Annotated in this window: 9 protein-coding genes; 6 read left to right on the top strand and 3 right to left on the bottom strand. The window is 62.6% G+C overall.

The window, feature by feature from the left end; all coding sequences use genetic code 11:
* Positions 1–3: 3 nt before the first annotated feature.
* On the bottom strand, positions 4–504 hold the full coding sequence (gene purE, locus WKV53_RS22010) for a 5-(carboxyamino)imidazole ribonucleotide mutase (RefSeq protein WP_341406969.1): 501 nt from the start codon (positions 502–504) through the stop codon (positions 4–6).
* Positions 505–632: 128 nt separating this feature from the next.
* Here purE and WKV53_RS22005 point away from each other — a divergent pair, with 128 nt between their 5' ends.
* Genes WKV53_RS22005 through thrC form a run of 4 tightly spaced genes read left to right on the top strand, consistent with a single transcriptional unit; the run spans position 633 to position 3379 of the window.
* On the top strand, positions 633–1595 hold the full coding sequence (locus WKV53_RS22005; RefSeq protein ID WP_341406968.1) for a homoserine kinase: 963 nt from the start codon (positions 633–635) through the stop codon (positions 1593–1595).
* Positions 1596–1640: 45 nt separating this feature from the next.
* On the top strand, positions 1641–1847 hold the full coding sequence (locus WKV53_RS22000) for a type II toxin-antitoxin system HicB family antitoxin (RefSeq protein WP_341406967.1): 207 nt from the start codon (positions 1641–1643) through the stop codon (positions 1845–1847).
* Positions 1848–1849: 2 nt separating this feature from the next.
* On the top strand, positions 1850–2071 hold the full coding sequence (locus WKV53_RS21995) for a type II toxin-antitoxin system HicA family toxin (RefSeq protein WP_341406966.1): 222 nt from the start codon (positions 1850–1852) through the stop codon (positions 2069–2071).
* Positions 2072–2083: 12 nt separating this feature from the next.
* The gene (gene thrC / locus WKV53_RS21990; protein ID WP_341406965.1) at positions 2084–3379 is read left to right on the top strand and encodes a threonine synthase; all 1296 of its coding nucleotides are present in this window, start codon (positions 2084–2086) and stop codon (positions 3377–3379) included.
* A 150-nt stretch (positions 3380–3529) separates the two neighbouring features.
* Here thrC and WKV53_RS21985 read toward each other — a convergent pair whose 3' ends face one another.
* A complete protein-coding gene (locus WKV53_RS21985) occupies positions 3530–6625 on the bottom strand; it encodes a hypothetical protein (RefSeq protein ID WP_341406964.1) in 3096 nt (1031 codons plus the stop codon).
* Positions 6626–7082: 457 nt separating this feature from the next.
* On the opposite strand from WKV53_RS21985, the gene WKV53_RS21980 reads away from it, so the two are divergent.
* Positions 7083–7667: a sigma-70 family RNA polymerase sigma factor gene (locus WKV53_RS21980; RefSeq protein WP_341406963.1), complete on the top strand. Its 585-nt coding sequence runs from the start codon at positions 7083–7085 to the stop codon at positions 7665–7667.
* A gap of 54 nt (positions 7668–7721) precedes the next feature.
* Positions 7722–10745 carry a protein kinase domain-containing protein gene (locus WKV53_RS21975; protein ID WP_341406962.1) on the top strand — a complete coding sequence of 1008 codons (3024 nt, stop codon included), beginning with the start codon at positions 7722–7724 and terminating at the stop codon, positions 10743–10745.
* 5 nt (positions 10746–10750) lie between these two features.
* Here WKV53_RS21975 and WKV53_RS21970 read toward each other — a convergent pair whose 3' ends face one another.
* Positions 10751–12559, bottom strand: a complete 1809-nt coding sequence (locus tag WKV53_RS21970) for a cell division protein FtsZ (protein WP_341406961.1) — start codon at positions 12557–12559, stop codon at positions 10751–10753.
* Positions 12560–12580 lie beyond the last annotated feature (21 nt).

Raw genomic sequence — 12580 nt, 5'->3', positions numbered from 1 at the left:
AGATCATCCGTGGTTCACATCCGGCAATCCGGGAAGTTCCGCAGCCTTCACCGTTTCATTCTGCTTCTTGCGGAAGGCCTGCAACTTTTCCAGCAGCGCGGAATCCTCCCCGGCAAGCATCGCCACCGCGAAAAGCGCGGCATTGATCGCCCCGGCCTTGCCGATCGCGAAGGTTGCCGTCGGGATCCCGCCCGGCATCTGGACGATCGAAAGCAGCGAATCCATCCCCTTGAGCGCATGCGACTCCACCGGCACGCCCAGCACCGGCAGATCGGTGATCGCCGCCGTCATCCCCGGCAAGTGGGCAGCCCCGCCAGCCCCGGCGATGATGCACTTCAGCCCACGGCCACGGGCAGCTTCGGCGTAGGAAAACAGCTTGTCCGGCGTGCGGTGGGCGCTGACGACCTCCGCCTCCCACGCCACGCCGAATTCTTCCAGCGTGCGCGCGGCGTGCTCCATCGTCGGCCAATCCGACGTGCTGCCCATGATAATGCCGACCTGCATGAGCCGCAGGGGAAGACGGAACCCGTCCGGGATGCAAGTGCCGAGTGATCAATGACCACACGGCCTTTTTCTGCTGACCATATTCGCCCTCGCCCTGCCGGGCCCCGGCTGCTACCTCCGCCGCGCTCATGCTGAAGGAAGCCATCCAGGAAGTCCGCGTTTTCGCGCCCGCCACCGTTGCCAATGTCGCCTGCGGCTACGACGTGCTCGGATTCGCCATCGACGCCCCCGGGGACGAGATCGTCGTCCGTCACTGCGACAAGCCCGGCCTTCACATTACAGCCATTACCGGCGACGACGGGAAACTGCCGAAAAACCCGGAGAAAAACACCGCTGGTGTAGCCGCCCTCGACCTGCTCCGCCACCTGGGCATGACCGACCGCGGCATCGAGATGGAGATTCACAAGAAGATGCCCTTCGGCTCCGGCCTCGGCTCCTCCGCCGCCTCCGCCGTCGCCGGTGCCTACGCCGTGAACTACCTCATTGGCGAACCCCTCTCCAAAAAGCAGCTCCTCCCCTTCGCCATGGCCGGCGAAGCCTCGGCCGACGGCGCCTGGCACGCGGACAATGTCGGCCCCTGCCTCCTCGGTGGCATCGTCTTCATCCGCAGCAATGACGAGCTCGATGTCGCACAGCTCCCGGCCCCGAAGAACCTCTGGGCCGCCGTGGTGCACCCCGACATCGAGGTCCTCACCAAGGTCGCCCGCGAAATCCTCCCGAAGGACATCCCGCTCGTGAATGCCACCCAGCAGATCGGCAACCTCGGCGGCCTGCTCTGCGGCATCATTCAGGAAGACTACGGCCTCATCTCCCGCTCGATCCACGACGTCATCGCCGAGCCCCGCCGCCAGAAACTCATCCCCGAGTTCTACAAGGCCAAGCGCGCCGCCCTCGCCGCCGGAGCCCTCGGCTTCTCCATCTCCGGTGCCGGCCCCAGCGTCTTCGCCCTCTGCGAAGGCGAGGAAACCGCCAAGAAAGTCGGCGACGCCATCTCCAAGGTCTTCTCCTCGATTCCCCTCGGTAACCAAGTCTACGTCTCCAAGATCAATCCCCACGGCGTGCACGTGGTGAACGAGAAGAAGACGAAGTAAGCGCCAGAATTGCCGCCGGACGTTTTCGCGCCTATCCTCCAGCCCATGCGATCCTACACTGCCATCGTCGAGCGATGCCCTGAGACAGGATTACTGGTCGGCTATGTTCCCGGCCTGCCGGGAGCCCATACGCAGGCCGAGTCGCTCGACGAACTCCAGGCGAACCTTCGCGAGGTCCTTGAGTTGCTGCTGGAGGAAGGTGAGCCGCAGTTCGAAGCAGAATTCATGGGAACTCAAACCGTGACGGTTTAGTCATGGGCCGGGATCCCGTTCTCAAGCCGCAAGAAGTGATGCGCCTGCTCAGGAAGCATGGCTTCGAGATGATCCGCCAGCGTGGATCCCATTGCCAATTCAAACATCCTGATGGCCGACAGACCACGGTCCCGGACCATCGCGGACGCGACATCGCACCACCATTGCTACGCCAAATCGTAAAGGACATCGGCATGATCATGTCCGAATTCCTCGATCTTTAATCGCCCGTCGCCATGCTCTACCACTCCACCAACAATCCCGCCCACCGGGTGGACCTCAAGGAAGCGATCCTCCGCTCCCTCCCGCCGGACAATGGCCTCTACATGCCGGACACCCTTCCGGTGCTCGGCCCGGAGTTCTGGGCGATCTGGCGCGAACTTTCCTTCCAGGAAATCGGCTACGCCGTGGCGCACGCATTCTTCAACGAAGATGTGCCAGCCGCCGCGCTGAAGGAAATCGTCGAAGGCACGCTCGCCTTTGACGCACCCGTCATCCCGCTCGCACCGGGCGATCACATCCTCGAGCTCTTCCACGGACCCACCCTCGCCTTCAAGGACTTCGGTGCCCGCTTCATGGCCCGCCTGATGGGCTGGCTCGTCCGCGGCGACAATCGCGAACTCACCGTGCTCGTCGCCACCTCCGGTGATACCGGCGGCGCCGTCGCCTCGGCCTTCCACAAGGTCCCCGGCACCCGCGTCATCATCCTCTACCCGAAGGGCAAGGTCTCCGGTCTCCAGGAAAAGCAGCTCACCACCCTCGGCGACAATATCACCGCCCTGGAAATCGATGGCACCTTCGATGACTGCCAGCGCCTCGTGAAGTCCGCCTTCCTCGATCGCGACCTTTCCGAGCGCCTCAACCTGACCTCGGCGAACTCGATCAATCTCTCCCGCCTCGTCCCGCAGAGCTTCTACTATATCCATAGTGCACGCCAGCTCCCGGAAGGCGTCGAGCCTGTGTTCGTCATCCCCTCCGGCAACTTCGGCAATCTCACCGCCGGCCTCCTCGCCGTACAACTCGGCCTGCCGGTGAAGAAATTCATCGCCGCCACCAATCTCAACGACGTCGTCCCCGCCTACCTCAAGAGCGGCAACTACCACCCGCGCCCGAGCACCGCGACCATCTCGAACGCCATGGACGTCGGCGCACCCTCGAACTTCGCCCGCATGCAGGCGCTCTTCGGCAACTCGTGGGACGCCATGCGCGCCAAGATCGAAGGTGTCTCCTTCACCGATGACCAGACCCGCGCTGGGATCCGCGAGGTGAAATCGCTCTACAACTACGAGATCGACCCGCACGGAGCTGTCGGCTGGCTGGCCGCCCGCAAGTGGCGTGCCTCCAATCCCGGCAACGCGACGATCACCCTGGAAACCGCCCACCCCTCGAAGTTCCTCGACGTGATGGAACAGGAAATTGGCAAGGGCTCCGTCGAGATCCCCGAGCGCCTCGCCATCCTCGCCGATCGCGAGAAGGTGGCCATCCAGCTCCCCGCCAACGAAGGCACCTTCAAGGACTGGCTCACAAAGTAAGCGCGCCAGCGGAATTTCTCCGCCAGCGCGCCGGTCTTTCGTGGTCAGGCTGACCCATTCAGGCCCCGATAGCCTGGTGCCCTCTCACGAAGAATTGCTACGGGAAAGAGACACCAGGGAATCAGGCGAGCCTCGGAGGAAACCGTCGGATCATGGGTTCAGCTCGATCTTGTAGAAGGCCTTGCCGGCTGGCGGCGAGGGATCGGTATAGCTGGCCGTGCCTGCGGTGCCGGGGAAAGCAGCCTCAAGCGTGACCCAATCCGCACCCAAGGTCGTGCTCCGCTGGATCTTGAAAGTGACCCCGGTGGCACTCGGCCACTGGATCGCCCCGCCCGAACCCACCGCCGCAACAAAGAAGGAGCTTCCGCTGACCGGATCCAAGCCCAGCCGGAACTCGGTTTGGTTGGTGCTGCCATCACTATCGAAATCACCTGCTCCAGTCTGGGCGAGATTGCCGAATTTCTCGGTCTCCCAGGCATCCGCCAGTCCATCGCGATCCCCGTCGCCAGGGTTCGAGGTGGCATCGTTCGGGTTGCTGTGAGCCGCCTGTTCCTGAAGGTTGGTGTAGCCATCGCCATCAGGATCGCCTCCCGGGCCCTGACTCAGGTTGCCTGCACCGAAGTTGTCGGTTTCCCAGCGATCCGCCAGGCCGTCTCCGTCAGTGTCTGGCGAAACCACACTCAGCGAGAACTCGTCGACCTGCGGATAGCCAGCGGTCACATTGCGAACGCCAATGCCGATCGTCTTTCCGATCGCCGGACTACCTGCGGGAATCCGGTAAACCAGGTCGCCCGTCTGCGCCGCATTGGTCGTCACCGCCGAGGAGGCCGCGAGCGACTTGATCACGCCGCCGTCATTGTAAACCAGCTGCACGTCGATCGTGCCGTCATTTCCCGTATGTTTCCATGAGCAGGCATACACCGCTCCAGCTGCCGCCACCTCGGACGTCATGTTATAGACCGCATTCCCACCTTGGAGGAAGGCCCTCATCGCGCCATGCGAGCCACCCGGCTCCACACCGCTGTCGGTCGAGGCACTCGAAAGCTCGGTCCACAACTTCCAGTTGTCGACGTCGCCCGCCGGATTGTCCCATTGCACTTGCTTCACTGTGCTCGCAACTCCGCCTTGCAACTCGAAGCTACCGTTCAAGAGGTAGTTGTTGATCAGCGAGTAAAGGACGGGATTCGGAACGCTCGTATCATCGTTGGGATTGGAGCCGTAGTAGACCTCATTCCTGTCACTGATGCCGTCACTGTCGGTGTCAGTGGCGTTAGGATCGGTCGGCTGGTTGGAGAAAGCCACGTTGAGCGAGCCGTTCTCTTCGAAATCAGTGATCCCATCATGATCCGAGTCGGTAAGAAGCGGATCGGTCGCCCTTCCATTGTAGAGATTCGACGGAATCACGCCCACTTCAACCGTCAGCAGCTCGGCCACTTCCGGCCCGTCCTCCAGACCATCGCCGTCCGAGTCTTTGACTTTCGGAAAGGTGTGGAAAACGTTGATCTCGCTATTGTTGTTCAGGCCGTCTCCATCGGCATCGCTGGTACCGCTTTGCAGCGCGAGCTCAGCCAGGGTTGGAATCCCGTCATTGTTTCCGAAGAAGTGATCTTCGTCGAAGTCACCCAAGCCGTCGTGATCGGAGTCACCATCCGCGATATTGAGGACCACCTCGTCAAAGCCGATCCAACTCCCGCCCGAGCTGAAGGCGACTCCGATCTGCTTGCCGATCGCCGGACTACCCGCAGGCACACGATAGAGGATTCGGCCCAATCCTGGCGTCGCCACCGTCCCCGTGGACGTGGTCGCCAAGGAATCATTGATCGGGCGGATGAATGACCCATCCTGATACACCAGCCGTGCGGTGAGCACGTTCCCGGCAGCACTCACCTGCTTCCAAGTGCAGGCATACACGGACCCTTCTCCCGCGGAGCTATTCGAGAGGTTGTAGATCGCGTCGCCACCGCGAAGGTAACCGCGCATCGGCCCGTTCGTTCCCCCGCCCTCCACACCGCTATCGGTAGGATTCGTCGAAATGCCACCGATGGCAGGAAGCCACTCAGTCCAGTTATCGATATCGTTCGTGTCTCCCACGATGGCATCCCAGTGCGTTGTCTTGGCGGTGTTGAGAATTCCATTCCTCAACTCGAAACTCCCGTTCTGCAGGGTGTTGTCGACCAGGTTGTGCAGCGTGGGTGTCGGCCTGCTGTCGAAGTCATTGGGATTGGAGTGATAGGCCAGTTCCTCATAGTCATTGACCCCGTCGAAGTCGGTATCGGGATCGTTGGGATTCGTGGCTCCGCCTCCGCCCGGCAGTGGATATTTGTTCAGCGAGCCATTCTCCTCGGCATCGCTCACCCGGTCTCCGTCCGAATCCTTCAGCAAGGGATTCGTTTTCGTCCCCGGGGCGAAGGCGTTCGACGTCCCGTTGTACTCCGCCGCATCGGAAAGCGTGTCGCCATCGGTATCGGCAAGCGTTGGATCCGTCTTGCTCAGGTTGAACTCCGTCGCGTTGCTCAGGGTATCCCCGTCGGGATCCCCGGAACCATTTTGAGGAGAAAGGTCGGACGGTGTGACGATGCCATCGTTGTTCCCGAAATACTTGTCCTCGTACAAATCGAAGAGCGTGTCGCCATCGGTATCCGGATCGGTGAACACGAAGCTCAGCAGCACGTTGTCGATCGCCGGGTAATTTCCCGTGGATGCGATCTTGAGGCCGACCGTATGGCCGACGGCAGGATCTCCGAGCGCCACAATGTATGAGCCCGTCTTGCCATTGCCAATCGTCGTGGAAGCGACCGGGGTTCCCAGCGCCACGAGGGTTCCGCCGTTGTCGTAGACCAACGAAACGTTGTGAGCCGGAGTGTTGATGGCATCCCAAGCGAACGTGAACTTGTCCCCGGCCTGGATGACATGGGTGGTCATGTTGTAGACCGCATTTCCGTTCTGCAGGAATGCTCTCTTGGTTCCGTTGGTGGAGGCACCCGTCTCGGTGCCACTGTCACCCTGGACTCCCACACCGGGAAATTGAGTCCAGTAAGTGACGTCGCCGTCGGGATCCGTATCCCAGTTGGTGGCTTTGGCGGCATTCGCCGCGCCGGGAACAGGACCGAGCAACTCGAAGCTGCCGTTGTTCGTCGTGGCATTGATCAGGAAGGTCTGGGCGGCAGCGATGCCGGGGAGGAGGGCTCCCACCGCTATGATAAGGGCGGAGGGGCTTGTCTTGTTACGCTTGTGTGGTGATTTCATGGGTTCTTTGGGGAAGTTACTAGGGAGGTCCGCTTTGAAATTCTCCGGGTAAAGGGCACGACCGTCCGCTCCGGCCATCCCTTAGCCCCTTGAAAGAAGGGCGCCTCGGATCACCGGATGTGGAAGGAAGTCTCTGCCGGCGATGAATGCCTACTTGCGCTTGCCGGGATCGGCCGCGATGAATGCTGCCGATGCGTGGGAGTGGAGAACCAAAGCCGCTCTTGCTCTCGCAGTGGCGACCGGGCCGTTGGTCTGAATTCTGGGTTTCATGGGTCTTGGGTTTTACGCAGAACACGGAATCCGTGGACTCCTGCGATAATCCACTATGATCACCGCGATACGTGGTGCCTAGCTCCCCACCCCGGTAGTTCTCGCTACCCGCTCTTGCGCATCGTCCATCGAAGTTCCTCGTTGTGATAAAAGGGAAAGCTAGCGACATTGTCGCTGAACCTCCCGGATGCCACTCCCTCCAGATAGTTCGCGAGAAGGCAGCGACGTCACCCGCGTGCTCAATGCCGTGGCCGCAGGTGACGACTCCGCATCAGCCACGCTACTGGAGTCCATCTACGGCGAGCTACGCCGCATGGCCGCCGGCAAGATGGCGAGCGAGCGCTCCGGCCACACCTTGCAAGCCACCGCCCTCGTTCACGAAGCGTGGCTGCGTCTCGCCGATGGTGACCAGAACTGGAACAACCGCCGCCATTTCTTCGGCGCAGCCTCGGAGGCCATGCGCCGCATCCTCGTCGAAAACGCCCGCCGCCGCGCCACGGAAAAACGCGGTGGAGGTCTCGCCGCCACCGCCCTTGACGAAGAACTCCACGGCATTGCCTCCGAAGACGAAAAGCTCCTCCAAATCCACGAAGTGCTCGATGCCCTCGAAACCGAGGATCCGCTGAAAGCCAAAATCGTGAAGCTCCGCTTCTTCGCCGGCCTCGATCACAACGAGATCGCCGCCCTGCTGGACCTCAACGAAAAAACCATCCGCCGTCACTGGGAACTCGCCAAGGTCTGGCTCTACCGCGCCATCCGCGGCGACGGCTGAAAAAATTTTCCTCCCCCCTGTCCGTTTTCCCGGCAGGATTTCGCACGAGGGGTCATGATGGATACCCACGACGACATCTTCGCAGTAGCCCGCGAGCTCCCGCAGCACGAGCGCGCCCCCTACCTCGATGAAGCCTGCGATTCGCCGGAGCAGCGGGCGCGGGTGGAAGCGCTGCTGAAGGACGCGAACGAAGCCGATGCTTTCTTCGCCGGCATGGATGCCCCGCGCGCGCCCGAGATCGCAGAAAAAGCGGGCGACACCATCGGCCGCTACAAGCTCCTCCAGCGCATCGGCGAAGGCGGCTTCGGCGTCGTCTTCATGGCCGAGCAACGCGAGCCCATCATCCGCCGCGTCGCGCTCAAGATCATCAAGGCCGGCATGGACACCCGCGACGTCATCGCCCGCTTCGAGGCCGAGCGACAGGCCCTCGCGATGATGGAACACCCCGGCATCGCCAAGGTCTTCGACGCCGGTGCCACCGCCACCGGTCGGCCCTACTTCGTGATGGAGCTCGTGCGCGGCATGTCCATCACCACCTTCTGCGATGTCCACGAGTACGACACCCGTCGTAGATTGGAGCTCTTCAGCGAAGTCTGCGCCGCCGTCCAGCACGCCCACCAGAAAGGCATCATCCACCGCGACCTGAAGCCATCGAATATCATCGTCGGCCTCGATGGCGACCGTCCGGTCGTGAAGGTCATCGACTTCGGCATCGCGAAGGCCATGCAGCAGCAGCTCACCGACAAGACGCTCTTCACCCGCTTCGAGCAATTCATCGGCACCCCTCTCTACATCTCACCCGAGCAGGCCAGCCTGTCCGCCATCGACATCGACACCCGCTCGGACATCTACAGCCTCGGCGTCCTTCTCTACGAATTGCTCACCGGCAAGCCACCCATCGAAGCCAGTGAATTGATGGCCGCCGGCTTCGATGAAATGCGCCGCATCATCCGCGAAAAGGAAGCCCCCCGCCCCTCCACGCGCCTGGCCACGATCGAGGACGAGGAAATCCGCACCATCGCGAAGGCCCGCCACACCCAGCCAAAGACGCTCGGCTTCCTCATCCGCGGCGAACTCGACTGGATCGTGCTGAAGGCCCTCGAAAAGGACCGCCGCCGCCGCTACGAAACCGCCAATGCCCTGCGCGAGGACCTCGGTCGTTTCCTCCGCAATGAACCCGTCAGCGCCGCCGCACCCAGCCGCCTCTATCAGATGCGGAAGTTTGTCGAACGCCACCGCAGGGGCGTCACCATGGCCGCTTTGGTCGCCGCGGTGATGGTAGCCGCCACGGTCGTTTCCATGCGCCAGGCCATCCGCGCCAAGAAGGCCGAAGACGTGGCCGTCGCCAGCCTCGCGAACGTCGCCGCCGAGCGGGATGAAAAGGACCGCGCCCGCCGCGAAGCCGAAGACGTGGCGAAATTCCTCACCGAGGTCTTCGCCAGCCCCGATCCCACCATCAGCGGCAGGCAAGTCACCGTCGCGGAATCACTCGAACGCGCCTCCAAAAAACTCGAAACCGATTTCGCGGACCAGCCCGACCGCCGCGCTCATTTCCAGCATGCGCTCGGGAACACCTACAACGCACTCGGCCTCTATCAGGAGGCGATCGATCTGCAGGAAAAAGCCTACTATCATTACCTGAACCGCTTCGGGAAAGAGGACGAGCGCACACTCTCCACGGCCAGCGATCTCGCACTCTCCTATGCCTTCGGCAACAAGCCGGGCTATGCAGGCCGCCTTCAGGAAGAGCTCCTCGAATTTCATCGCCGCCACGATGGCCCGGACGATCCGAAGACCATCGCGGCCATGCAGCATCTGGCCATTTCATACGACACCGTCGGTCGCGCCACGACCGCCTTGGAATTGCGTGTCGAGGTCTTGGACCGGACTCTCAAGCGCTTCGGGGCAGACGATCCCCGCACCTTGAGCGCGATGCAAAACCTCGCGATCTCCAAGGATCGCAACGGCGACAAGGAAGAGGCCCTCAAGTTGCGCGAGGAAGTCCTCTCCAAGCTCCAAAAGGTTCGCGGCCCGGAGCATCCCGACACCTTGCGCGCCATCAGCAACCTCACCATCTCCTATGATCAGGCCGGTCGTCACGAGGAGTCGCTGAAGCTCCGTGAGCAAGTGCTGGAAACCAGCCACAAGGTCCTTGGATCCGAGCACCCGGAAACCATGCTCAGGATGGAAAACCTCGCAGGCTCCTACGAACGCGTGGGCCGTCGCGATGAAGCGATGCGACTGCGCAGCAATGCCGCCGACCTGCGGCGAATCGCAATGGAGAAAAGCCCCGAACAATCCCTCAGGACCATGGTCGAGATCGCCGCGGCCTACGGACAAGCCGGACGTGAGGGCGCATCGCAAGCGTTGTGGGAAGCCATCGGCCGACGCGCCGAACAGGAGCTACCCGCGAAGCCCACCTGGGAGCATCAGGACGCCCTGCTGGCTCGTGCCGAATGGCGCGCTCGCCAAGGGCACTGGCGCACGGCGGCTGAGGACACGTCCCACTTGATCGATCTCAGCGCCCAGAGCATCCGCTTCCTTCATCAGGCAGCACTCCTATCGCGAGCAAACGATCGGGAAGGCTATCGCAACCTCTGCCACAAGGCTCTCGAAGCGTTCGCGAACTCCCCTTACCTGCTCGATGCCGAGCGCGCGTCAAAGATCTGCTGGCTCATGCCCGGCATCGACTTCGACCGCAACCTCGCCCACTCCCTCTCCGACCGCTCACTCGGACTTGAAGACTACTCGCACTCGTGGGCGCTGCTGAACAAGGGCCTCTGCGCCTATCGCCTCGGCGAATTCCAAGTGGCAGCAGAGCACTTGGAAAAATGCCTCACCTCCGGCCTCGCCCCCGAAGGAATGGCCGCAGCACAAGCTGTCCTCGCGATGACCCGACAGAGCACGGGCGGAAACGCCGCCGCCAACGAAATGCTCCAGGCCGCAGGCAAAACCCTCGGCAATGCCTTCGCCCAAGCCGACGATACACCCCAGCAAGTTCCCTTCGGCCAATGGTACGATTGGCTCATCGCGCGCTGCCTCTATGAAGAAGCAGCGCGTGAACTCACGAAGCCCTGACGCTCTCAGCGCTTCTTCCGCAAGAACGCCGGCACATCCAGATCCTCGCCTTCGAAGAGGCTCGGCGAACCGCCTTCGAACTTGCCGCGCGGACCGCCTTCGAAGCTGAGCTCGGCCTGCCCCTTGCCACCACGGGCCTTGACGGGCACCACCGGCGTCTCCGGTGCCGCGGGGTCTTCCATGCCTGCGAAAACATCGTCGAGTTCATCGAAGACACCAGGAAGCACCACCGGCTTGTCTCCCTTGGTGGCAGCGACCGGCTCGGGCTCTTCTTCCGGAGCAGGCTCTTCATCCTCGATCGTAAAGAAAGCTGGCGACTCTTCTTCCGGGGCATCGTCCAGCTCCGGCATCTCGGGGAATTCGTCTTCCGCTTCGACTTCGGTCACTGGCTTGAGCGTCACGATCTCCTCCGCCTTGCCAGCGAAGTCATCGTTGCTGGCGACCGCCTGCGCCGGTTTGCGGTCGATCGTGAACGCCGACTGCTCGGGTTCGGCAAAAGGCATCTCCTCTTCTTCCACCGCAGCCGGCGCGGGCTTCGGCTTGGAGTTGAATTCGGCAACCACCGGCTTGGTCTCGTCGAACAAGGAGGCCGCAGCGATCGCCTTGGCCACCGACGCGGGCGGCTGGGCTTTTTTCACCGGAGCGGGCTCGACCTCACGCACAGGTTCGCGCACAGGCTCGCGCTCGCGAACCGGTTCACGCACCACCTCGCGCTGGGGAGCGGGTTGAGGCGGGGCCACGGCCACGGGCTCTTCTTCCTCCTCTTCCTCGTTATCGGCAAAGCCAACCGTCGGTTCTAATAACGCAGGCCGCTCCATCGGCGCGGTGCGCGTCGCGTGCAGGCGATCCTCAGGCAAGGAGCTGACCATCGTGATGCTCAGGCTTTCGCCCATGCTCGGATCGACGGCCGCACCGAAAAGGACGTGCGCCTTGTCCGGCACGTGCTTCGAAAGGCTCTGCATCAGCAGCTCGATTTCATACAGCGTGAGATCCTGACCACCGCAGAGGTGAACGAGCACGCTCTCCGCATCCCGCAGCAGCGCGCCTTGATCAAGCAGCGGGCTGTTGAGCGCATTGCGCAGCGCCTTCTGCGCGCGGTCCTTGCCACTCGCGATGCCGGAGCCGAAGAGACACCGCGAGCGCGTCGTGCGCAGTGCGGTCATCAGGTCATCCAGACCCACATTGATCAGGCCCGGGCGGATCACCAGGCGGATCACCGCCTTGATACTCTCCGAGATCATGCGATCCGCCGCAGCGAAGGCTTCATGGATGCCCTGCTTCGCCAGCACCAGATCACCCATGCGGGTGTTGTCGAAGGTCACCAGCGCGTTCGAAAGCACTGCCAGCTCATTGAGCGAGGTATCCGCCTGCTCACGGCGGCGACGGCCTTCGAAGCTGAACGGCATCGTGGCGAAGACCACCACGAACGCGCCTTCCTCACGAGCAACGCGGCAGATGATCGGTGCCGCACCGGAGCCGGTGCCACCGCCGAGGCCCACGCAGAGGAAAACGATCTTGCGGCCCTTCAGCGCGGCCCGGATCTCGGACTCCGCTTCCAGGATCGCCTGCTGGCCAAGCTCCGGATCACCACCGCAGCCAAGACCCTTGGTCAGATTGCGGCCGAGCTGGATGCGCTCGCGGGCCACCGAGCCGGACAGCGTGCGGATGTCGGTGTTCACCGCCAGCATCTCCGCGCCGTCCATGCCGTCCAGGACGACCCGGTCGAGCATGTTGGTACCGGCACCGCCGAGGCCGACGATCTTCACCGAGGAGGATGGAATGGTGTTCTGGGCGTCGCGTGGGAATTCGATCATGTCAGGAGAGGCGGCAGCGCC

The organism is Luteolibacter sp. Y139 (assembly GCF_038066715.1).
Classification (GTDB): Bacteria; Verrucomicrobiota; Verrucomicrobiia; order Verrucomicrobiales; family Akkermansiaceae; genus Haloferula; species Haloferula soli.
The sequence above is the reverse complement of the archived record's forward strand: the minus strand, read 5'-3'. Positions and strand labels throughout refer to the sequence as shown.